The 25543-nt window shown below is 45.1% G+C and carries 15 protein-coding genes; 7 read left to right on the top strand and 8 right to left on the bottom strand.

The annotated features are described in order from the left end of the window. Positions 1-63: 63 nt before the first annotated feature. From K429_RS0119095 to K429_RS0119080, 4 genes are all read right to left on the bottom strand, one after another. Entirely contained in the window at positions 64-1533 is a 1470-nt protein-coding gene (locus K429_RS0119095) for a hypothetical protein (protein WP_007215534.1), read from the bottom strand. A 31-nt stretch (positions 1534-1564) separates the two neighbouring features. Further along, positions 1565-3136 carry a RagB/SusD family nutrient uptake outer membrane protein gene (locus K429_RS0119090; protein ID WP_007215533.1) on the bottom strand — a complete coding sequence of 524 codons (1572 nt, stop codon included), beginning with the start codon at positions 3134-3136 and terminating at the stop codon, positions 1565-1567. Between the two features lie 19 nt (positions 3137-3155). After that, entirely contained in the window at positions 3156-6410 is a 3255-nt protein-coding gene (locus tag K429_RS0119085) for a TonB-dependent receptor (RefSeq protein ID WP_029327712.1), read from the bottom strand. A 310-nt stretch (positions 6411-6720) separates the two neighbouring features. Next, positions 6721-8823: a DUF5686 family protein gene (locus K429_RS0119080; protein WP_226810821.1), complete on the bottom strand. Its 2103-nt coding sequence runs from the start codon at positions 8821-8823 to the stop codon at positions 6721-6723. Between the two features lie 420 nt (positions 8824-9243). Between K429_RS0119080 and K429_RS0119075 the strand changes: the two genes are divergently transcribed. The 3 genes from K429_RS0119075 to K429_RS0119065 all read left to right on the top strand — a co-directional run bounded on the left by K429_RS0119075 (position 9244) and on the right by K429_RS0119065 (position 14992). Further along, positions 9244-11433: a glutamine synthetase III gene (locus K429_RS0119075; protein WP_007212830.1), complete on the top strand. Its 2190-nt coding sequence runs from the start codon at positions 9244-9246 to the stop codon at positions 11431-11433. 325 nt (positions 11434-11758) lie between these two features. Then, complete coding sequence (locus K429_RS0119070; RefSeq protein WP_007212829.1) at positions 11759-12460, top strand: Crp/Fnr family transcriptional regulator; 702 nt, start codon at positions 11759-11761, stop codon at positions 12458-12460. An 87-nt stretch (positions 12461-12547) separates the two neighbouring features. Continuing rightward, complete coding sequence (locus K429_RS0119065) at positions 12548-14992, top strand: glycoside hydrolase family 20 protein (RefSeq protein ID WP_029327710.1); 2445 nt, start codon at positions 12548-12550, stop codon at positions 14990-14992. 338 nt (positions 14993-15330) lie between these two features. On the opposite strand, the gene trxB is transcribed toward K429_RS0119065, so the two are convergent. The 4 genes from trxB to K429_RS0119040 form a co-directional block, all read right to left on the bottom strand. Continuing rightward, positions 15331-16278 (bottom strand): thioredoxin-disulfide reductase, encoded by a 948-nt coding sequence (gene trxB / locus K429_RS0119060; protein ID WP_007212825.1) that lies wholly within the window; start codon positions 16276-16278, stop codon positions 15331-15333. 28 nt (positions 16279-16306) lie between these two features. Beyond that, positions 16307-16951 (bottom strand): LolA-like putative outer membrane lipoprotein chaperone, encoded by a 645-nt coding sequence (locus tag K429_RS0119055; protein WP_007212824.1) that lies wholly within the window; start codon positions 16949-16951, stop codon positions 16307-16309. Positions 16952-16965: 14 nt separating this feature from the next. Further along, on the bottom strand, positions 16966-19458 hold the full coding sequence (locus K429_RS0119050; RefSeq protein ID WP_007215526.1) for a DNA translocase FtsK: 2493 nt from the start codon (positions 19456-19458) through the stop codon (positions 16966-16968). Between the two features lie 285 nt (positions 19459-19743). Continuing rightward, positions 19744-20352 carry a DNA-binding protein gene (locus K429_RS0119040; protein WP_029327707.1) on the bottom strand — a complete coding sequence of 203 codons (609 nt, stop codon included), beginning with the start codon at positions 20350-20352 and terminating at the stop codon, positions 19744-19746. A gap of 559 nt (positions 20353-20911) precedes the next feature. Here K429_RS0119040 and K429_RS0119030 point away from each other — a divergent pair. From K429_RS0119030 to K429_RS0119015, 4 genes are all read left to right on the top strand, one after another. After that, on the top strand, positions 20912-23014 hold the full coding sequence (locus K429_RS0119030) for a BT4734/BF3469 family protein (protein ID WP_029327706.1): 2103 nt from the start codon (positions 20912-20914) through the stop codon (positions 23012-23014). 63 nt (positions 23015-23077) lie between these two features. Further along, positions 23078-23668: a DUF5063 domain-containing protein gene (locus K429_RS0119025; RefSeq protein WP_007212816.1), complete on the top strand. Its 591-nt coding sequence runs from the start codon at positions 23078-23080 to the stop codon at positions 23666-23668. Between the two features lie 11 nt (positions 23669-23679). Beyond that, entirely contained in the window at positions 23680-24327 is a 648-nt protein-coding gene (locus K429_RS0119020) for a 3'-5' exonuclease (RefSeq protein ID WP_007212815.1), read from the top strand. Positions 24328-24345: 18 nt separating this feature from the next. Further along, positions 24346-25527 (top strand): class I SAM-dependent rRNA methyltransferase, encoded by a 1182-nt coding sequence (locus K429_RS0119015; RefSeq protein WP_007215524.1) that lies wholly within the window; start codon positions 24346-24348, stop codon positions 25525-25527. Positions 25528-25543 lie beyond the last annotated feature (16 nt).

Genomic DNA, 25543 nt, shown 5'->3' with positions numbered 1-25543 from the left:
ATGAATGTTTTAATGATATATAGGAGGGAAGAAGTTTCTCCCCTCCTATCATCTAAGTATACATTATTTCGGATTATGCTTCTGAATAATGATGTCGCTGATTTCAATTTTAACACCTGCCGGAGTACCGCCTAAGTCGACGATAAACTTGCCTTGTTCAAAAGAAACGGGATCTCCATCACTATTAATACCTGTTCTTTTCGCAAAACGAAGAATATTCTCTCCTTTCTTCAAAACCACATCCACTTTAGCGAAAAGAGCATTAGGATCGCCCTCAACATCCGGATCCTTGTTTACCTTAACGGTAAATCGATCTACTGACACGCTTGCTACCACCTTGCAAGCAATGTCATAAAACTCTTCACCTTCAATAGTCAAAGGAACTTCACCGATTACACATTGCCCCTGCCATGGTTCTACAGTAGCATCCTTTGTAGTAACGGTATAAACGCCATCGGCATAAGAAAATTCAGGATCACCTATCTGCTGCCAATCAGCAGCCGCAAACCAGAACGTCATCTCCCCCTTTGTATTGAAACCGGCACCCAGATTTTCAGGAGCGTCTACCGCACACCAGTTCACCAATTCCGGATCAAATGCCTCTTCTACAGCCTCGTCATCTCCGTTCACCAGAATAATCTGCCAGGAAATTCCGGAAAGTTCAATAACCAAAGTCATGGTCTTGCTGTTCAGATCAGTTATAATGTACGTCATTGCCCCATTCATCTGCGCATCATCAGCCATATACGGGAACAAAGTCTTAGCCGGTAATGTAATGGTCACGCAATCCAGTTCGGCATTGTAGCCCAAGTTGTAAGTAGCCTCACTCAAAGCACCGTTTACACCCACACAAGCAGTGCTATAATCAGCTTCTGCGGCCGTTACACCCAAAGTGGTAACACCTTTATTACAGAATGTGAGTCCATCTTCACCCGCACTATACTTATAAGCACCTTCAGCAAGTTTCTCGCCTGCCGTGAAAGTAATCCGATCATCATAAATACCTTCACTTACTTTATCTTCAGCAGGTGCAGACCACCATCCCGCCGGGTCTTTTGGAGATTCGCCACAACCCAGGTGTCCAGCCTTGGCACTGTAAACGCGCCATTCCTTTGTAGCCTTATTGGTTAGTTTAGAAACTACATCAGAGAAATCGTATCTGGTTGTATTAATAGTGAATGTTCCCTCTATAGTACCATCGCTGATACCATTTTTATTTCCCACCTGCAATGAGTAAGAATACTCGCCTGCAAGGGGTACTAAGCCAGTCTGATAACCGTTAACCGTTGTCTTGACAATGGGAGAGATATTTATAACCCATATAGGATACACACCTTTAGGATTCTGACCTTGGGCATCTACAATATTGAATGTTACTCTATTGGTTTCCTGGTCAACTGTCACAGCAGCCTTATAATCAGCCAATTTCGGTAGACCGTCCTGTGATGCACCGGAAAAGTCCTCGGGCGAACATGCAGTCATTGCAAAACCTGCAATCAACACCCCTGCCATATATTTAAAAATATTTTTCATATCGTTTATTCTTTAATAAAGTTATGGGAAACTATTTATAATCGTTCTGAATCAAGGCCGGATCGGAATCCAACTCACCTTGCGCGATAGGAATATGCTTTTTCTTCAGAGTCCACGAATTGGTGCGATAACCATATTGATCGGGAACAAGTGCCGTAGTAGCCTTATTCTTGGATGAAACTCCACTGATGTTCTCGGCACGTACCAAGTCAAAGTAGCGTTTACCTTCACCCACAAACTCAAGGCGACGTTCGGTTAGTATATCGTCCACGGTAGCTGTGGAGAGTTCTGCCAGTCCGGCACGAGTGCGGACTGCATTCAGCCACGTCTTGGCTTCACCAGTTGCACTGCCACCGGTGCGGAGAGATAATTCAGCTGCATTGAGCAACGTTTCAGCATAACGATAATAACGGTAATTATTATTGTAGTTCAAGTTCTGGTCGAATGGGGCACTCTTAAAGTTCCGGTCATACGGACGATATTTCTGCAACCAGATATGGGTATCCTGATAGCGGTCTTTATACGTCGTTCCGCGCACGTCCCAGCAAGTAGCATCGCGACGTTTGTCCGTACTGCTAAACATCTCATAAGTTTCGAGGCGCATAGGTAAAAATCCCCAACCTTCACCGGTCCATTCCGAATCAGCAGTAAATGTATTGGGCGAAATCAATGTAGGAAGCACAGTACCACCAACAGCCAACGGACTTCCCCAACCACGTTCAGAGTTAGTCTGTTCGTAATTGATTTCCCAAATGGACTCATTGCACCATTCACCGTTTGTTTCCCAGATGGAGGCATAATCGGTCACCAATTGAAAGTTGGAGTCTGCTATAATCTCTTTCATATAGCCGAGAGCCTTTGCAAAACGAGCTTCGTCGTTCTGATACATCACCATTTCAGCATACATCATATAAGCCATAGCCTGAGTGACGCGCCCCAATTGACTGTCATCATTTTCTCCCTTAGCAGTCTTATAGTACTTCAAAGGCAGCACTTTTGAATCTATCACAGCTTCCAATTCCACAATCAGCTCGTTGTAAACATCATCGGCCGTGTATTGCGGAGCCGTATAAGGAGGCTTGGAAAGATTCTCCAGATAGAAAGGAACATTGCCGAAGTAATGCCACAACATATTATAGTAGAACACACGCAGGCAACGCGCTTGCATCTCATAGCTCTTGCGATTTTCCGCCGTAACATCAGTAGCCCAATCCAGATATTTCAGCAAGTCATTGCAACGCTTGACGCCCGAGTAGTCCACTGTCCAGAGAGAACTAAGCGTATAATTTTCATTGCCTTCATAATTGAAGAGCATGTGCCAGTTCTGCATATCCGTTTTAGTGGAACCGCCTACCCAGAAATTATCACCCATGATTTCAGCATCAATGTTCAGGGCATTGTACTGGTCCAATCCCCAGTCGGCCCAATGAATAGGATCATAAGCAGCAATCAGAGCCTCCTGAATATGCGCATCCGTAGTATAATAATCTTCCAATGGTTCACCTGTGGGATTATCCACTTCAAGGAAACTGTCACTACAACCGGTAGCCAGCACCGTGGCGACAGAAAGTAAGCCTATTGCTAATATCTTATTTGTTTTCATATATTTCTTGATTTTTAGATTAGAAAGAAACGTTTACACCTACTGTAAAGGTACGAGCCTGCGGATAAACACCACGATCGATACCAAGAGATTTAATACCGTCGGGACCGGAAGATATTTCAGGATCAAAACCCCAATATTTCGTCCAAGTCACAAGATTCTCAGCTTGCACATAAAAGCGCAAACGTTCAATAGTAAGTTTACGGGTAAGAGCCTTGGGTAATGTATAACCCAAAGTGATATTCTTGAGACGCAGGTAAGAGCCATCGCATACATAAAGGTCGGATACCATCCAGTTTGTGGCATCACCCACTGCCAGACGGGGGTACTTGTTGGAAGTTCCCTCACCGGTCCAGCGACCCAACATCCAAGAAGGATAGTTACCGGAAGAAACATCCGTACGATAAGTGGCATCGAAAACATCGGCACCGGCTACACCCTGAAAGAAAATATTGAAGTCGAAACCCTTCCAGTCGGCATTGAAGTTCAAGCCATAAGTCCAGTCGGGCGTACCGTTACCGATATTGGTACGGTCATCGGCAGAAATACTTCCGTCACCATTCACATCCACAAAACGTGTATCACCAGGAACCGCATTCGGCATTATCATCTCTCCATCCTTATTAACGTAAGCACGGACTTCATCCATATTTTGGAACACGCCATCAGTCTTATAACCGAAGAAGTACGGGAAAGGCTGTCCGTTTGAACCACGTGTACCACCGCCGGACAATCCCTGAATACCATCAAAATCCATATAACCGGTGTCATTACCTAAGTTCTTCAATGTGTTTTTAAGATAAGTGGCATTACCCTTGACAGCAAATTTGGCATCCGAAATATTCCATTTGTAACCAAGTTCAAACTCGAAGCCGCTATTTTCCATGTCACCCACGTTACCCAAAGGCTTGCTTTCACCTACATAACTCGGAATAGGCATCTCCATAATCATACCATTGGTCTTCTTTATATAATAATCGGCACTGAATGTCAATGCATTGTTAAAGAATCCCATATCGATACCAAAGTCAGTCTGTTCACTTTCTTCCCACTTCAAATCAGGATTGGCCAGTCGTTGAGCCTTAGATCCGATATACTTGACGGCATCTTTACCAAGAAGCACATTATTACCCATAGCCGTAAGCGAAGTATAAGCAAACTCTGCAATATTATCATTACCGTTCTTACCCCAACTGGCACGAATTTTTAAGTTAGTAAGCCAAGCGCGCGTATTTTCCATAAATGCCTCATTCGTCACATTCCAGCCTGCCGATACGGAAGGGAATGTACCATACTTATTGTTAGGACCAAAACGGCTTGAACCATCACGACGTATCGTAGCCTGAATCATATAGCGTTCGTCGTAGTTATAACTAAAGCGTGCAAACATGGACGACATTGTGTGTTCCACACGGGGAGCACCTGATGTGCCATACTGAACAGTAGTAGAGGATATGATTTTGTTTCCATCTTTATCCAATATATAGTCACCGTTTCCATCTGTCTTGTAGGTATATTCGATGTTTCCCGTAGCATAGTCAATGGAAGGTTTATCCGGATTCACCAGATTCCAGCGATTACCCTTCAAATAGTCACCCTTGTACTTTAAAGCAGACTGTCCCAACACCACACCAAAGGTATGCTTGCCAATAGTCTTATCATAAGTCAAGGTATTTTCCAACTGCCAAGTAACATTCTGCTCCTTATTGGCTTCTACACTGGTATGTGAGGCATTATTATTGCCGGAAAGATAGAAGCGAGAAGTCGTGGCTTTGTCATATCCCCAGAAGCCCATGTCGGCACTGTAACTGAAGTGATATTTCAGATTATCCCATAACTGCAAGTCAAGAGAAAACTTGGGTACAAACTTATGCGACCAGTTTTTCTGAGGGCTCAACGTCATCATAGCCAGCGGATTATTCATCTCCTGATAAGCGCCACCATAACCGGGCACAGTATAGGGATTTCCGTTTGCATCACGAGGCAAGTCATAAGTCTTATAATAGTCAATCATATCAGTTGCCGCATCACCGGTCAATGTAGGTGTCAAGATAGGAGACAGATACAAGGCGGATCCCAGAGCAGAACCGAATTCTGAGTTGGTGGAGATACCGGTGGCGTGTGTGCGCATATAAGCGATATTTACGCCCAAATCTAGTTTATTAAGGAAGCTGCGCTCCTTGGAAGCGTCAATCAGATTGTACTGTGTGTTAGAACGAATGGTCAGACGGTCATAATTAGATTGTCCGTAGTTACCGCCAACAATACCATCTTGTGTATAATATCCCAATGAGAGATAGTAGTTTATCTTCTCAGATGCTCCACTGATAGTTACATCATGATTCACCACCGGCGCATTATCATTGAACACTAGATCCTGCCAATCTGTACCGAATCCCTTGATTGCCTGTCCATTGCCATCTATCAAATTGTAAGGGTCAGCATAAGCCGGAGCCTGCCCGCCGTTCACACGACTCTCATTCTGCAAGACAGCATAGTCCGTAGCGCTTGTCACGTCACGTTGCTTCCATGCGCTCTGCCAGCCATAGGAGAAGTTGTAATTGATCTGAGTTTTACCCATTTTACCCTTCTTAGTAGTAACGAGGATAACACCATTGGCGGCACGTGCACCATAGATAGCTCCGGATGCAGCATCTTTCAGAACCTCAATGGATTCGATATCATTAGGATTCACAAAGTCAAGGCCACCTCCAATAGGCATACCGTCTACGATGTATAGCGGATCACTATTATTAATAGTACCGATACCACGTATACGTACGCGAGGAGAATCACCCGGTTGTCCTGAAGCAGAAGTTACATCTACACCAGCAGCCAGTCCTTTCAGTGCATTATCCATGCGGACGGGAGCTTTTCCGGCAATGTCTTCGCTGCTTACCTTGGCAATAGAAGCGGTTACCACACTCTTCTTTTGCACACCATAACCTACTACCACTACTTCGTCCAACGCTTCAGAGTCTTCTTGTAGAACAATTTTCAGTTCACGTCTGCCGTTCACCGGAATATCCTGTGACTTAAATCCTATATAAGAAATGGAAAGGGTTGCGCCGGAAGGTACCGACAAGGTGAATTCACCGTCTATACCGGTGATTGTTCCCGTAGTGGCATTACCTTTCACCACCACATTTACTCCAGGTAAGGGTTCATTGTCCGCACCACTTACCACCGTACCTTTTATCTGTATATCTTGTGCATATACAGCAGAAGCTAAGGTAAAGCTCAGTAAAAATAAAACTGATAATAACTTTTTCATAAGTTTTACTAAATTAAGATTAACAATTCTCGGTTTCGTTCTCAATTGAACACTGCAAACATAGAGTAAAATGCAATAAAAGAAGCCCTAAGTACCCATTCTTAAATACGTCAATTCAAAATTCAGAATACGTTATCAATACGTCAAAAACAAATAAACAATTGATAATCAGAGAAAACACTATACTTTCATCGAATACGTCATTGCATGTTATAGAACATAGAACACTGTTTTTCTAAACTACAATAACACGAAAGCCGGGTAATTTATAAAGGAAGTTAATAACAGAAATATAGGAAAAACTTAAAGATTATCGGTTGAATAACTCAAAAGTGAATTTGCAACCTATCTCCTTAAACTTCCAATTGGCAAAGCTGCCAAAGACTCCGAAATCAAAAATATTGGTGCCGATGCCATAACCAACCTCAACATAAGGGTTCAGATGCGGAACAACCAAAGCATTCAGATAAAGACGCTCATTGAGCACATGCTGTGTATACTTCACCAAATGACGCAACATCAGGAAGGGAGATTCATACGTCAAATGCCCACGGAGATATTTACGGGAGGAATTATACCACCGCCCGTCAAGCAACTGGAATACACCGCCAATTTCATCATTCCATCCCACGGGAAGATTGGAACGGGTAAAATTGGCAAAATCCACAAAGTATATATCTTTTTGATTAGTAAAAGCACCCCATCCAAAGCGGAGATAAAAATCACGCATCAACCCCAAGGGAATGGAGTGCTGAATATCCACCTCTACACGCTCATACGTACCGGTACTTTTAAAAACCCCATTGATGCCCCGCTCCCAGTCCACTGAAAAACTGGGATATTTGGAATGTAAGTTCACTTTACGATCCCCATTCATATAGTAATACTGACCGGGCGTCCACGTCAGACGTACACGCGGAGCAAAACTATTGTAAGAATGACGCATTTTCTCTGTCCAATCAGGATAAACTTCTGAAGAAGAGCCTACACTTCGCGAAGTCGCCCTCGTGGATACATACATCGAACGATTGGCCTCCGTACGCTTATGCATGGAGAAACCGACATCCAGTGACAGACCGTTCACAACCTCCCAGCTATGGCGCACCTGCAAGTATAAGTCATTAAAGTAATCCAGTTGTATCTGATCAAAATCGAAAACACTATCCGGAATGTTTTTCAATTCATCCAGCATCCTACTACTATAAATGCGGTGGCCGTTACCCAGGTTAACGTGAAGGGCCGCGCGCTTACGTGGCCAGTAATCAAAATCTGACTTTATCGACCAATAAAACTCATTATACTTGAAGTTATAACCCAATCTGGGAACGATACGTAACAAACGGTCGCCCGTAAAAATACGGTTATACTTAAATTCCTGCCGGTAAGAAAAACCATTCTTCCCGCTATAACTCAACAAGAATGGATTGATAAGCGGTGAACAGCGCACACTGCCCAGTTTCGAAAGATCTACTGTATAGCGGCTGATAAGCGCATCACCTATCTGTCCCCAGAATTCCAGATTCTTATTTTTGGGTTTCTTATATCGATATGAAGTATCACGGCTTAAAAAGAAATCTTTATATAAGTCCTGTTCATGTACAGTCAACGGAATGGGACGTATACTCTCAAAATAAGAACTATCCTTCTTGTAGGCATTCGTATCACTGCGCAATGTGTAGGACTCCGACAGATCATACTTGCTCTTCAATCTTTTCCGGTCCATCCGTGAAGGGTCTTTCTGAATAATGGTTTTATAATCGAGAGCAGCAATATAATTGGCATCGACCACATTGCCCAGAAAGCGGAAAGTGGCATCCACATCATAATGTACAGGCAAAAACTCATCCGATTCACCCACATCTCCCATACGTATCATATTGTTGAAACGCAACATTTCAGAACGTCCGCTAAAATGCATCTCACGCACACTCCAGACATTCTCACTGACCACCATGTGACCGCTGACCAACTGAAAGCTTTTGCTTTTCGGTTTGAAACTAATCTTATATTGCAAATCATGCACTTTACCCATTACCGAATCGACATGATAAGAATAATATTTCATCGCATTTGGAGCCAGAGGCGAAAGAAGCTTATCATATAATAAGGTAGAAGCGTAGATATTAACATGGAAATATTCCGGCAACCTTCCGTCCAGTTCCCAAAACTCGGAAGTGGTACCGACACTGGCTTTTACTTTCTGATCATAAATGTCGGGAGCAGTAAAATGCAAGTCACTATAAGTTTCCATCATATACTCCCTCACTCCTTTCCGGATACGGAACATGGTAGGAATAAAGCGTAAGATGTGATTTTTCTTGCGAAGATTCACTTTTCCCTTAATATAAAGATCGGCTCTATAGTCGTCGATAATACTTTCATAAAAAGGAGCAAAGAAGATGACTTTCTTCATTATAGAGTCCGCAGAAAGCAAGCTCGCATCGTAAGGATCAGGGATAGAAGCTGCCTGCACTTTCGGACAAGCTGAAAGCAAAAGACATAGCAAGGTTCCTATACAAAAGACGCGTTTCAACGGCAATACCTCCAAATATATAGGGACAAATATAGAAAAAAAGGTTGTAAAACGACGAAATACCTCTCTTTTTAAGAAACCTGATGAAAGATTCTTCATTACAGCCCAGATATAACTTCAATATAGAAAAGAGCGGAGATAAAATCCCCTAAAAGAGTTTTTTCTGTAACATCCCCGAATATTTTAGGGGGTATCCGCATAAAAAACACATTATTTTCAATAATACCCCCTAAAAAATAGGGGTACTTCCGAAAAAAACATATAATTTTGCGCCCAACAACCAACAAAAGAAGGACAAATATGTCAAAAATGAGATTTTACGCCTTGCAAGAGCTTGCCAACCGGCGCCCTCTTGAAGTTACAACCCCTTCGAACAAATTATCCGATTACTACGGAAGCCACGTGTTCGACCGCAAGAAAATGCAGGAATATCTACCCAGAGAAGCTTACAAAGCTGTAACAGATGCTATCGAAAAAGGAACTCCCATCAGTAGAGAGATAGCTGACCTGATAGCAAACGGCATGAAAAGTTGGGCCAAATCCCTGAACGTTACTCATTACACTCACTGGTTTCAACCGCTAACGGATGGTACAGCTGAGAAACATGATGGATTCATCGAATTCGGAGAAAATTCAAATGTAATTGAACGCTTCTCCGGCAAATTGCTCATCCAACAGGAACCGGACGCTTCTTCTTTCCCCAATGGAGGCATCCGTAATACATTTGAAGCACGCGGATATACAGCATGGGATGTTTCCTCTCCCGCCTTCGTGGTAGATACAACTCTGTGTATCCCTACAATCTTCATCTCATATACCGGCGAAGCGCTGGACTACAAAACTCCATTGCTGAAAGCACTCGGTGCCGTAGACAAAGCTGCCACGGAAGTATGCCAGTTATTCGATAAAAATGTAACCCGCGTGTTCACTAATTTAGGCTGGGAACAGGAATACTTCCTGGTAGACTCTGCCCTATACAACGCCCGCCCCGACCTTTGCCTGACCGGACGCACGCTAATGGGACATTCTTCCGCCAAAGACCAACAGTTGGAAGACCACTATTTCGGTTCTATTCCGCCACGGGTAACAGCCTTTATGAAAGAACTGGAAATAGAATGTCACAAACTGGGTATTCCGGCAAAAACACGCCATAACGAGGTTGCACCCAACCAGTTTGAACTGGCTCCCATCTTTGAGAATGCCAACCTTGCCAACGATCATAACCAGTTAGTAATGGACCTGATGAAACGTATCGCCCGTAAGCATAACTTTGCCGTATTGCTGCATGAAAAGCCATACAGCGGTGTAAACGGTTCGGGAAAACACAACAACTGGTCACTCTGCACTGATACCGGCATCAATCTTTTTGCACCCGGCAAGAATCCTAAAGGCAACATGCTCTTCCTGACTTTCCTGGTGAATGTACTGATGATGGTCTATAAGAATCAGAATTTGCTGCGCGCCTCTATCATGAGTGCCGGCAACAGTCACCGTCTGGGTGCCAATGAAGCACCGCCCGCTATTCTATCCATATTCCTGGGCAGACAATTATCAGCTACTCTGGATGATATCGTACGTCAGGTAGGCGATGACAAGATGACGGCTGAAGAGAAGACAACCCTTAAATTAGGAATCGGACGTATTCCTGAAATCCTTCTCGACACGACAGACCGCAACCGTACTTCTCCGTTTGCTTTCACCGGAAATCGTTTTGAATTCCGTGCTGCCGGTTCTTCTTCCAACTGTGCCGCTGCCATGATTGCCATAAATGCAGCTATGGCAAACCAGTTAAATGAATTCAAAGCCTCTATCGACAAGTTGATGGAAGAAGGAATCGGTAAAGATGAAGCCATCTTCCGTGTTTTGAAAGAAACCATTATTGCTTCCGAAGCTATCCGATTCGAAGGTGACGGCTATTCAGATCAATGGAAAAAGGAAGCTGCCCGTCGCGGATTGACGAACATCTGCCACGTCCCCGAAGCTCTGATGCATTATATGGATAACCAGTCTCGTTCCGTACTGATAGGTGAACGCATCTTCAATGAAACAGAGCTTGCCTGCCGCCTGGAAGTGGAACTGGAAAAGTACACGATGAAAGTGCAAATAGAAAGCCGTGTACTGGGTGATCTGGCCATCAATCACATTGTCCCCATTGCGGTCAGCTACCAAAACCGTCTGTTAGAGAATTTACGTGGCCTCAAGGAAATCTTCTCTCCCGAAGAATACGAAGTACTGAGTGCTGACCGCAAGGAACTGATACGTGAAATATCCAAACGAGTAACGTCCATCAAGGTTCTGGTACGCGAAATGACCGAAGCCCGTAAAGTTGCCAATCACATGGATAGCTACAAGGACAAGGCTTTCGCCTACGAAGAAAATGTCCGCCCTTATCTGGAAAAGATACGTGACCACATCGATCACCTCGAAATGGAAGTTGACGACGAGATCTGGCCGTTGCCGAAATATAGGGAATTGCTGTTCACGAAATGATAATTTAGCGGCGAGGGAATGGGTACGCGGACTACGCGGATAAGGCGGACGAACGCGGACTTTAATCTTTTAGACGCGGATGACACGGATGACGCGGATTTTTAAAGCTGCGCTATACATACCGGCATATCACACCGAAGGAAAAAAGAATCCGCGTCATCCGTGTCTGAAAGATTACTTGCACGCCGAAGGAGAACCTTGCTCCAGCGCTACGCTGGTAAATTATCATTTTCCTGCCCCCAGACTGCATCTTTTCGTGTCTTTTGTGCAATATTTAATTTTTTCTTTTTACATTTGTGCTGTATAACACAGTTTTGCAGCAGTTATGGTAAAAATGAATTTGTCAGACGTGAATGTTCCGGAGCTGATAGCCGATATGTGGGAGCCCCTGAATGAAGAACAGCGGGAATTTCTCGCTAACCATTTTACGCTCCAGAATTATAAGAAAAATGAAGTCATTCATTGCGAAGGTGAAACCCCTAAATACCTTATGTGCCTTCTAAATGGAAAAGTCAAGATTTATAAGGATGGTGTCGGTGGCAGAAGCCAGATTATCCGCATGATTAAACCCGTCGAGTATTTCGGTTACCGTGCTTATTTCGCCAAAGAAGACTACGTCACTGCTGCCGCCGCTTTCGAACCTTCTCTGATCTGCCTGATACCGATGAGTGCTATCACTACATTGGTGACGCAGAACAATGATCTTGCCATGTTCTTTATCAAGCAACTATCCTTCGATCTGGGAGTTGCTGACGAGCGCACTGTCAACCTGACGCAGAAACATATTCGTGGCAGATTGGCAGAATCACTGCTCTTCCTCAAAGAAAGTTATGGATTGGAAGAAGATGGCTCAACTCTCAGTATATACCTTTCGCGGGAAGATCTGGCAAATTTGTCGAATATGACAACCTCCAATGCCATTCGTACGCTATCACAATTCTCTACTGAACGTTTAATCACTATCGACGGACGAAAAATAAAGATCATCGACGAAGAAAAGCTGAAAAAGATAAGTAAAATAGGATAAAGAATAGTAGCGTCTCCCCCCCTTGACGACAGCTACCCCCTTTTTCCCTGTTTTGCCCGATTTATAAACTTAACACACATTTATGTCATGAAAAAAGGATTAAGTGCTTTGCTATTAGCAAGCCTGCTGTGTGCCTCTTCCGGCTGTCAGCAAAATCAAAAAGAAGTGGTGAACGAGTACAACATCGTTCCGATGCCTAATCAGATGACCCCCCAAGAGGGACGTTTCTTACTGAGCAATAAAGTATCTGTCGTCACAGCCGGTTGCACTCCGGAAGTAGAAGCCATTGCGGACAGCTTGATTGCGCAAATTCAGTTGACCTCCGGTATTTCTCTGAAAACCAGTTCACAGGAGAATCCGGAACAACCAGACATACGCTTCGTTACGGAAGAAGGTATGCCCAAGGAAGGATACAAGCTTTCCATCGCACCGAATGAGATCACCCTTTCGGCATCACATCCCAACGGTTTCTTTTATGGAGTACAGACCATGTACCAACTGCTGCCACCCGCCATCTACGGAAAGGCAACAGTGAAACGTGCCAACTGGTCTCTGCCTGCTGTTGAAGTAGAAGACGCTCCCCGTTTTCCTTACCGAGGCCTGATGCTGGATGTCTGCCGTCATTTCTCTACGACCGATTACATTTATAAATTCATCGATATGCTTGCCATGCATAAGATGAACACCTTCCACTTTCACCTGACTGATGACCAGGGATGGAGGATAGAAATCAAGAAATACCCGAAATTACAGGAAGTCGGTTCGAAGCGGAAAGAAACGTTGATAGATTACTATTTTGTCAACTGGCCGCAAATATTTGACGGCAAAGAACATGGAGGATACTATACACAGGAAGAGATTAAAGATATAGTGGCTTATGCAGCAAGCAAATACATTACCGTAATTCCGGAAATAGAGATGCCGGGACATGCCATTGCCGCACTTGCCTCCTACCCTGAACTATCTTGCAGACCGGATACGACGTATGAAGTTACCGGTACATGGGGAGTATTCGAAGAAGTCTTCTGCCCCAAAGAAGAAACGTTCCAATTCCTGGAAGGTGTACTGGATGAGGTGATGGAATTATTCCCCAGTTCATACATTCACATCGGTGGTGACGAATGTCCCAAAGATGCATGGATGAAGTGTGCACATTGCCAAGGACTGATTAAGAAATTAGGTCTGAAAGATGATACCACTCCGAATGCCATTGACGGTAAGAAACATACAAAGGAAGAAAAGCTGCAAAGCTACTTCATCACCCGCATGGAGAAATATCTCAACAGCAAAGGACGGAATATCATCGGTTGGGATGAAATCCTGGAAGGCGGACTCGCACCCAATGCAACTGTGATGTCCTGGCGTGGTGTGGAAGGCGGTATCACTGCCGCCAAAGCGGGACACGACGCAATTATGACTCCCAGCCCGTATGCTTACCTGGACCAGTATCAGGAAGAACCCGAAACCGCACCGACTACCATCGGCGGATATCAGACACTGAAAAAGACCTATAGTTATAATCCTGTTCCCGATGACGCTGACGAACTGGTGAAAAAACATATCATCGGTGTGCAAGGTAATATATGGAACGAATACATGCAAAGTGATGAACGTCGTGACTATCAGGCATTCCCCCGTGCCGTCGCCCTGGCAGAGACGGGCTGGACACAGAACAACCGAAAGAACTGGAACAGCTTCCGGAGTCGCATGGTAGAAGATTTTGAGCGTATGGATGCCATGAACGTAAAAGCATGCCGCAATTTCTTCGATGTCAATATCAATACGCACGTGTACGACGGCACATTGAAAGCCGTGTTGGAAACATTCTATCCGGATGCCGAAATCAGATATACCACAGATGGAAGTGCACCGACTGCAAAGTCTGAACTTTACACTCAGCCATTCACTTGGAAAGGTTACATTGATTTGCAGGCAGCAGCTTTCAAAAACGGTAAAATGCTGGGGAAAGTGAACGGCAAGAAACTGTATGCAAACCTGATAAGTGGAAAGCAATACACCACCACTCCTCATTGGGGTTGGATGAGCGGTGACATTTTCGGAGAGAATGATATATTAGGCGCAGATACCACTACGTTGGGATTGACCAATGGAAAACGCGGTAATATCGCTTCCTTCACACCATGGGTAGCCTTCAGCCTAAATGAAAAGAATAACAATGAACTCGTATTTTCCGTTGATCTGGAAAAACCGGCCACTATCAGTAAGGTGATATTCGGTACACTCTATAATCCCGCTTTCCGTGTACTGCCCGCAAGCGCAGCTCGTGTGGAAGTGTCCACTAATGGCAAAGAATTCAAGGAAGTAGCTCAGACCTCCTATACCCGCGAATATCCTGAACATGGCAGGAAGATGTTCACTGATGTACTGGAATTTACGCCAACCGAAGCGCGCTATATCAAAGTGACTTTAAAAAGTGGTGGTACATTGCGCAATGGCATTGACTGCCGGAAAGATTCACCGGGAGATATTATTCCTTCGGACTTATATGTAGATGAAATAGAAGTATATTAATAATGCAAATCAGGGGTTGAAAGAAGTTCCTTTCTTTTCGGTTATGAGTTAAATGATAAATAATCTTTTAGACGCGGATGACACGGATGACGCGGATCTTTTTTTTATCCACGTTTATAGCGCAGCCTTTTAAATCCGCGTTATCCGTGTCATCCGCGTCTAAAAAATAATATACCGAATGGCGCCAATCACTTATCACCAAACACTAATCACTTTTGTTCTTTTCTTTCCCAATATGAGGCAAATTCAACTCCGGATTCACATTAATAATAAAAAGAAAACTCCGGATTATGATTCACAATCCGGAGTTTTCTTTTTATACTCTTTTACTCACAATTTTAGATCAAGCACTTGGATGAAAGATACCTTTCCGCTTCAAGTGCTGCCTTACAGCCGCTTCCTGCTGCCGTAATAGCCTGACGATAATGCGGATCGGCAATGTCACCGGCGGCAAACACACCCGGCACTTTCGTACGAGGACTGTCGCCTTCTGTAATGATATAACCAGTCTCGTCTGTATCCAGATAGGGCTTGAAGATATCTGAGTTCGGTTGATGACCGATAGCCAGGAAGAAACCATCAATAGCCAGGTCGTAGCGTTCTTCATCCGATTCACCCATACGCTTCACCAGATGAACACCTTCCACACCATTCTCTCCGAACAAGCCCACGGCATTGTGCTCAAATAGCACATCTATATTCTCATGCTTCATCACACGCTCCTGCATGATTTTGGAAGCACGCAGGAAAGGCTTCCGCACAATCAGATAAACCTTCTTAGCCAGTCCGGCCAGGTAAACAGCCTCTTCACAAGCCGTATCACCGCCGCCGACCACTGCTACCACCTTCTTGCGATAGAAAAAACCATCACAAGTAGCGCAAGCACTGACACCCATACCGGCATATTTCTTTTCATCATCCAATCCCAAATATTTGGCTGTAGCGCCCGTAGCAATTATCAACGTATCAGTTTCAATCACCTTCTCTTCGTCAATCGTTACTTTGTATGGAGCCGCACTCAGGTCAGAAGCGGTTGCAATACCAAAACGCAGGTCTGCACCGAAACGCTCTGCCTGTTTGCGTAAATCATCCATCAATTGCTGGCCACTGACACCTTCCGGATAACCGGGAAAGTTCTCCACATCTGTAGTTGTTGTCAACTGACCACCCGGCTGTAATCCTTCATAAAGTACCGGAGAAAGGTTGGCACGACCTGCATAAATAGCAGCAGTATAACCGGCAGGACCAGAACCTATAATCAGACATTTTACTTTTTCTGTTTCCATAATCGTTATTTATATATTTAGTTATTATCTATCTCAGATCAATCACTTCAGCAGTCGGATACGCCTTCTTGTCAAAAGTGAAAAGATGATCGTTGTATGATTCTCCCGCTTTATAAGATGTAATACGAATAGCCACGCTATTTCCACCCTTTTGCGTCATGCTGATACATAAAGGTTGAAAGGTGTCTTTCGTTACATAAATAATAACGCACTGCAAATCCTTCTTTCTATCAGAAGCAGTTAATATCACCTCATAAGCAGGTTTACCGCCATAAACATCAGTTTTGCCCAATTTCATGTGATACCCTTGCTTGTAAATAGACAGCAGGGCATAAGGATTGATACTTTGCAACTCTTCAGGAGTAGGTTCGGAAACGTTCACTTCGTCACTGTTAGTGAGATAGCTCCATTGCGTACGACCATCAAACCAGGTTTTCACCCCGTCGGCATCCAACAGGAACTTTTCTCCTTTCAGACGGATAGTCCCGACAGAACTCCCCTGCAAAACACCTTTCGCATACGTCTGAACCGTAAAATCCGCTTGAATACCTCCCGCCTGACGGAAGGCAGTAGCTGTACGGTCCAATATATCTTGGGCATCCAGTTTCTGTGCCGAAAGCGGTAATGCCAGACCGAACAGGCAGATATAAACAAAAAGAAGATTCTTCATCATTAGTTTAACACGATTTATAGTAAATTGTTCAGGCGCATTTGCAGGTCATTGTCATCGACACAAAGCACCTCGCGCGCTTTGCTGCCTTGTGCAGGTCCCACAATACCGGCTTTTTCCAATTGGTCCATCAATCGCCCGGCACGGTTATAACCGATAGCGAACTTGCGTTGGATCAACGATGTAGAACCTTGCTGATGGATGACAATCAGGCGGGCAGCATCTTCGAACAATGGATCCAGACGTCCCATATCCACATCTCCCAAATCGTTTCCGCCACCATCTTCACCTACATACTCCGGCAAATAGAATGCGGTAGGATACCCTTGTTGCTTGGCAATAAACTTAGTAATCTCCGCTACCTCCGGTGTATCGATAAAGGCACATTGCACGCGTACAGGATCTGCCCCTTGCAGGAACAACATATCACCACGTCCGATCAGCTGATTAGCTCCGGGACGGTCGAGAATAGTACGCGAGTCTATCATGGCAGATACACGGAAGGCAACACGAGCCGGGAAGTTCGCCTTGATTGTACCGGTAATGATATTCGTTGTCGGACGCTGCGTAGCGATAATCATGTGGATACCCACTGCACGCGCCAACTGAGCGATACGGGCAATAGGCAGCTCTACCTCTTTGCCCGCCGTCATAATCAAGTCACCGAACTCGTCAATCACCACCACAATGTAAGGCATAAACTTATGTCCCTTTTCAGGATTCAGCTGACGATTAATAAACTTCTCGTTATACTCCTTAATATTGCGCACATGCGCGGCTTTCAATAAGTCGTAACGGGTATCCATTTCCACACAGATAGAATTCAGCGTCTGCACTACCTTGGTTACATCCGTAATGATAGCATCTTCCCCATCGGGCAGTTTGGCAAGGAAGTGATGTTCAATCACCGAATAAATACTGAATTCAACTTTCTTAGGGTCTACCAGCACAAACTTCAGTTCAGCCGGATGCTTCTTATAAAGCAAAGAAGTGATGATGGCATTCAGTCCGACAGATTTACCCTGACCGGTGGCACCGGCCACCAGCATATGCGGCATCTTGCACAAATCAACCATGAAAACCTCATTGGTAATCGTCTTACCCAAAGCTACCGGCAAGTCATAAGTAGACTCCTGGAACTTCTTGCTACCGATGATACTCTGTCCGGAAACAATCTTCGGATTGGAGTTCGGTACTTCAATACCGATTGTTCCTTTTCCCGGAATCGGTGCAATGATACGAATACCCAATGCCGAAAGGCTGAGAGCGATATCATCTTCCAAACCACGAATCTTGGAAATACGAACCCCTTGCTCGGGGGTAATTTCATACAGCGTCACCGTAGGTCCCACCGTCGCCTTTATCGTACTGATTTCAATACCGAAACTGCGCAGTGTATTTATAATCTTATCTTTATTGGCATTCTGCTCCGCCATGTCGATAGTAGGCTCGGCATTATCATAATGCTTCATCAGGTCGACAGTAGGATAACGATAGTTTTCCAGATCGAGACGGGGATTATAGGGTTCCTTTTCCGGACCTTTATATTCGTCATCATTTTCAGTAGCTTCTATTTCGAATACGGGTTCCGCCGCTTTTTCATGGAAAGGAGGTACAGGGTCAGGAACAGGCGTTTCAATAGTCATAGACACTTCTTCACCCGATACCTTGGCAGGCTGTGTTTCCGTAACGCCACCCAAATCCAATGTAATTTCATTTTCCGGTTCTTTTATAGGTTCGGGAATTTCAACGGGAGCCTCTTCTTCTTTTATATCTGCCACATCAGGAACAGAAACCGGCTTTTTCTTGCCTTTTGCCGTCCAGGAGTCTGTAAACTCTTCCGGTGTTTCTCCTTTCTCTTCTTCCTCTTTCTGTTTGCGCTTCAGGAAGCTAAGACTGAACAATCTGCGCAACCAGATAACTGTACGTGCGCTGAGGTAGATAAGGAAGCAGATAGCAGTCACCAACAGAATCATCCAAACGCCCGGAACACCTACCTGCGATACCAACCAGTTGCTGACATTATATCCGTGCATACCGCCCAGATACAGGAAAGAGTCTTTATACTGCTCCACAAAGGCAAAGCCGAAGAAGACAGAGAACCAAACCAACAACAACGAACAACCGATAAACCACTTCCAGAGGCGAACCACCCGTACACGCATCAATTTCAACCCCGCCACTGCAAGGAATACAAGGATGAAGAAAGAGGAAATACCGAAGCAGTCATTAATCAGATAACTTGCCAATTGAGCGCCGCGCGAACCGGCATAATTCTTCACCCCATTATTGGTAGAAGCCAATTCCTGTGCATTACCCGAATCAATGATACTTTGATCCGCCGCTCCCGTAAAGAAAAACGAAGAAAAGGCCAGTAGCAAGTACACAGAGAAAATGACCAGTACCAAGCCAATAACAAAGTGAATGGTTTCATTTTTGAAGATCGCCCTTATTTTACCAAACAGGGAAAGGGATTGTTCTGTATCTTTTGTAGAATTTTTCTTAGCCATGAAATAGAATTCCTTAGTAAATGAATGATAGATTGGTGCAAAAGTAATAAAAATATTGCTCTCTTTATAACCTTAGTCTTCTAAAGATTCTCTGAATGGAGAGAGGCATCAGCCAGGTGCAGCGTACAAAAAGTTTATATGCACTTTTACTTGCACGCTTGCACTCATGCTTCGCATCTCCCTATTCATCGGCAACACAGCGGTGGTGGCAGCAAATATAAATAAAGTGCAAGCAATTTGCCTACACTCCATACAAACACGCATATTCCGCTAATAATCTTCCTATTACGCCTTTTTCTGCACATAAATCGGTTGTTTCTGCAACCCTTTATTTTCCAGTTTTCCTTCATCACAAAGACGCCTAATATGCCGGGTGGCTGTAGTTCTCGTCATTCCGGTGAGAGAATAGAAGTCGCCTTTCGTCATAAAGTCGTGCGTAGTGAAGAATTTCTCCAGCCGTTTGTCAATCTCTTCCGGGGTCAGTGGCTTTTGCAATACATTCCGTTGTTTCAGCGGTAGGACTTTAATGTTGCCTACCTCGCTTCGCAGTGCCATGTCGGGACGAAAGGTGATGCTTTTCAGCTTTACCTTGGTGCTTTTCCGTTTGGTATCCACCTTCACCGGTTCAGTGCAGGTCAGCGTAGGGCGAAAATAGCCGATGCCATCCAGGTGCACCTGGCGTCCTTCACCCAATTCCCGTCCCATAAAGTGCGACAGGGCATCGAGCACGGCCAAAACATCAGTTTCGGTCAGCGAACAATATTCCTGTATGAACCTTCGCAACGCGGCAGTGTCCGTGGAGCCGTTCAGCCGGATGCGCGGATGCAGGGTCAGTTCTTCGTTCTGACGCTCTTTGTTTTTTGGATTCTCGTACCAATCAAATAATATCGCCATTGTTCTTTTGTTATTGCATTCCCCGCTTTCAGTGATATTCAGAGCAGGGATTGCTTATGTTAATCTCTTATGTTTCTTTCGCTAACTGCCTATGTTTCTTTCATTGGCAAGCAATGTTTTTGGCTTGCCCACAGCTGTGAATCTTGTGCTTCACAACTGTGGTGTTGCTGCTTCACGACTGTGAAGCACGCGATTCACAGCTGTGGACAAGCCAAAATATCAAATGCAAAGATAAAGAAAAAGCAATGCAAAAGCAAGGAAAGGGTGATGTTTTAATAAAGAAAGAGCTAGAGAATATTTAATACTACAGGTTTGTATACAAAGAAACTAAGTTTTCTGCGTTTATACTCATCTATTTTTCTGTACTTCTGCATCCTTGTATTTAATGAATGAAGCGAAGGATGAAGATGGAAGAATATAAATGGAGAGAAGTAGTTTGCAGATAAAAAAGAAACCGTATTTTTGTAAGAGACATAAAAAATAAAGAAAGACTTTGTGTCCCCGGCTTTTTGCCGTAACTTGCGCCGTCTTTTGAAAACAGTAACTAAAAATAACCACGATGAAACTAACCCTTATACGCACCGACCGTGAAACCGGTAAAGAATCTTTCAGTACCCTTGAAGCTGAAAACTTGATAGCAAAAATAAAGAAAGAGAATAAAGCAGCGCATGTATCAGCCCTGCGCCATCTCATCCCCATACTGCAAGGAACCAATAATCACTACCAGAACATAGACAAGTTGCCTCGCATCTACCCCGCCGTGGAATATGCCCGTACCAAAGACGGAGAACATCGGGTGAAGATTTACAACGGACTGGTGCAGATTGAAGTCAACCACCTGACAGGTAGCACCGAAGTGGAACAAATAAAACAGCAAGTCTCCCTATTACCCCAGACTTTTGCCGCCTTCTGCGGAAGCAGCGGACGTAGCGTCAAAATATGGGTACTCTTCGCCCTGCCCGACGGCTCACTGCCCAAGCGCGAAAGTGAAATGGTCCTGTTTCATGCCCACGCCTACCGCCTCGCAGTGAACTGTTACCAACCTCTGTTGCCCTACTCCATCACCCTGAAGGAACCGTCGCTCAACCAAAGTTGCCGCATGACGCTGGACGAGCAACCTTACTACAACCCTGCCGCCACCACCTTCTGCCTGGAACAGCCCTTTGCCATACCCGGCGAAACCACCTTCAAGGAACAAAAGCAAGCGGAAACCAATCCCCTATTGCGTATGCAGCCCGGTTATAGTTCATCGGACACCTTTTCCATGCTCTTTGAAGCGGCACTAAACCGTTCATTCGACGGACTGACAAACTGGAAGCGGGGTGACGACCTACGCCCGTTACTGACACGGCTTGCCGAGCACTGTTACAAAGCAGGCATCCCCGAGGAAGAGGTAGTCCGGCAAACCCTGATGCATTATTATCGCGAAGCGGACGAGCCCGTAATACGTGCCGCCATACATAATATTTACCGTGAATGTAAAGGTTTCGGCACCCGCAACAGCATGACCGCCGAACAGGACACAGCCTTCCGCCTGGAAGAGTTCATGAACCGCCGCTACGAATTCCGCTACAACACCGTGTTGGGCGAGCTGGAATACCGCCAGCGCGACTCCATACACTTCCAATTCCGCCCCGCCGACCAGCGGATACGAAGCAGCATAGCGCTCAATGCCCTGAAAGAAGGTATCCGGGTATGGGACCGCGACATAGCACGCTACCTTACTTCCGACTATATCCCCCTACATAATCCGGTAGAAGAATACCTCAACGACACCGGGCGCTGGGACGGAAAAGACCGCATCCGTGCCCTGGCCGACCTCGTTCCCTGCGAAAATCCGCATTGGCGGGAATTATTCTACCGCTGGTTTCTCAGTATGACGGCTCATTGGCGTGGACTTGACCGGCAGCACGGCAACAGTACATCGCCCCTACTGGTAGGCGCCCAAGGGTATCGAAAATCCACGTTTTGCCGCATTCTTTTACCACCGGAACTGCGTTTCGGCTACACAGACAGCATCGACTTCAAAAGCAAACAGGATGCCGAACGAAGCCTGGGACGTTTCTTTCTGATCAACATCGACGAGTTCGACCAGATCAGCGTCAGCCAGCAAGGTTTCCTGAAACATCTGTTGCAAAAACCCGTAGCCAACCTGCGAAAACCTTATGGAACCGCCATTCAGGAGATACGCCGCTACGCCTCCTTCATAGGCACCAGCAATCAAAAAGACTTGCTGACCGATCCCAGCGGCAGTCGCCGCTTCATCTGTATCGAAGTAACCGGTCCCATCAACACCAACGTCACCATCAACTACCGCCAACTCTATGCCCAGGCCATGACTGCCATTTCGCAAGGTGAACGCTACTGGCTGGACGACACCGACGAAGCCATTCTGAAGCAGAGCAATCAAGAGTTTGAACAACCTACTCCATTGGAACAACTCTTCCTATGCCACTTCCAGGCGGCACAAACAGAAGACGAAGGAACGTGGATGACACCGATGGAAATACTTTCTTTTCTCCAGAAAAAGACCAAAGACCGATTAGCCATCAGCAAAGTCGCGTACTTCGGGCGTGCACTTCGCAAACTTGGAATCAGTAGCCGGAGAAGAAACCGGGGAACGGAATATCACGTAATAATAAATGAAACGGCATTTCAGTAAAATGCAAATAAATTTGCTACTGCACTCGGTTTACACTATCTTTGCGTTTCAAACTGAGTATATATGAAAAAAGAAAGCCAAGTGATATTCGACCGTAATGTAGTGGAATTCGTCACCGTAGCTGCTGAATTCTGCAAATTCCTGGAGCAGGCGGAAACGATGAAACGTGACACATTTGTCGATACCTCATTAAAGATACTTCCGTTGCTCTACCTCAAGGCAGCCATGTTGCCCGAAACAGAAATAATAGGCGACGACGCTCCTGAAAGCTACGTAACGGAAGAAACGTATGAAGTGCTCCGCATCAACCTTGCCGGGATTCTTGCCGAAAAAGATGACTATCTGGACGTGTTCATACAAGATATGGTTTATAGCGACCAGCCCATCAAGAAGAATATTTCCGAAGACCTGGCAGATATTTACCAGGCCATCAAAGATTTCATTTTCGTCTTCCAGTTGGGATTGAACGAAACAATGAACGACTCCCTGGCTATCTGTCAGGAACAGTTCAAAGAATACTGGGGGCAAACCCTTGTAAACACACTTCGCGCATTGCACGACGTAAAATACCGCCAGTCTGAAGAAGACGAACCGGAAGAAGATGACTGCGATGATGATGATTGCCACTGTCATGGACATCACCATCACGACTAAAGACTTAAATTATGGTTATTAAAAAAACGATTAAAAAGGAAGATATCAAAGAGATGCCCAAAGTACTCTTTCCGGGACGAATACATCTTGTACAAACCCCCTGGGAAGCGGAAAAAGCAGTGACTTATCTTAAGAAGTATTCTCTGTTGGGAATTGACAGCGAAACCCGCCCGTCATTCACCAAAGGGCAATCACATAAGGTAGCCTTACTGCAAGTATCCTCTGAAGAAGACTGCTTCCTTTTCCGCCTGAACCTTACCGGCCTGACGCTTCCGATTATTTCATTGCTGGAAAGTCCGTCAGTTACCAAAGTCGGCCTTTCGCTGCGTGACGACTTTATGATGCTGCACAAGCGCGCTCCTTTTGAACAACATTCCTGCATCGAGTTGCAAGAATATGTCCGTATGTTCGGCATACAGGACAAGAGTCTGCAAAAAATCTATGGTATCCTGTTCGGTGAGAAAATATCCAAATCACAACGTCTCTCCAACTGGGAAGCTGAGCATCTGACCGAACCTCAAAAGCAGTATGCAGCCACCGATGCATGGGCATGCCTCAACATATATAACCGATTACAGGAATTAAAAGTTACCGGTGACTATGAATTGGAACCGGATGAACCGCTTACCAACCAAGAATCATTAATCACTAACCCATAATCGCTAATCACTAATCGCATGTACAAAGTATATCTCAAATCCGGCAAAGAAGAGTCATTAAAACGTTTCCATCCCTGGGTATTTTCAGGTGCCATCGCTCATTTCGACGGTGAACCCGAAGAAGGTGAAGTAGTTGAAATCTACACTTCCAAGAAGGAATTCATAGCCAAGGGACATTTCCAAATAGGCAGCATCGCCGTGCGCGTGCTTTCTTTTCATCAGGATGAAGCTATTGATTCTGATTTTTGGAAACGCAAACTCAGTATTGCCTATGAGATGCGTCGCAGCATTGGTATTGCTGAAAATCCGACTAACAACACTTACAGACTGGTACATGGCGAGGGAGATAACCTTCCCGGCTTGATCATTGATATTTATGCCCGCACGGCCGTAATGCAAGCACACTCTGCCGGTATGCACCTCGACCGTATGGAAATAGCCAATGCCCTGAGTGAAGTGATGGGTGATAAAATAGAGAATATCTATTATAAATCAGAAACGACTCTCCCCTTCAAAGCCGACCTCTACCCTGAGAATGGCTTCCTGAAAGGTGGTAGCACAGACAATGTGGCAATGGAATATGGCTTAAAATTCCATATCGACTGGCTGAAAGGACAAAAGACGGGCTTCTTCGTGGATCAACGCGAGAACCGCGCACTGCTGGAACGCTATGCTAACGGACGTTCTGTGCTGAATATGTTCTGTTATACCGGTGGCTTCTCTGTTTATGGTATGCGTGGTAATGCCGAACTGGTACATTCTGTAGACAGTTCCGCCAAGGCTATTGACCTCACGAACAAGAATGTAGAACTGAATTTCCCCGGTGACACCCGCCATGCCGCTTTTGCCGAAGATGCTTTCAAATACCTGGATCGTATGGGCGACCAGTACGACTTGATAGTTCTGGATCCACCCGCATTTGCCAAACATCGCGATGCCCTGCGCAATGCGCTGCAAGGTTACCGCAAGCTGAATGTGAAAGCTTTTGAAAAGATCAAACCGGGCGGCATTCTATTCACCTTCTCCTGCTCACAAGCTGTCAGCAAAGAAAACTTCCGTACGGCGGTCTTTACGGCTGCCGCAATGTCAGGTCGCAGTGTGCGTATTCTGCACCAACTGACGCAACCGGCTGACCATCCGGTAAGTATTTACCACCCCGAAGGAGAATACCTGAAAGGGTTGGTGCTGTATGTGGAATAAATCTTCTGATAACAGA

The sequence above is a fragment of the Bacteroides sp. 14(A) genome (assembly GCF_000526555.1).
Classification (GTDB): Bacteria; Bacteroidota; Bacteroidia; order Bacteroidales; family Bacteroidaceae; genus Bacteroides; species Bacteroides cellulosilyticus.
This window is presented reverse-complemented; position numbering and strand designations above follow the sequence as displayed.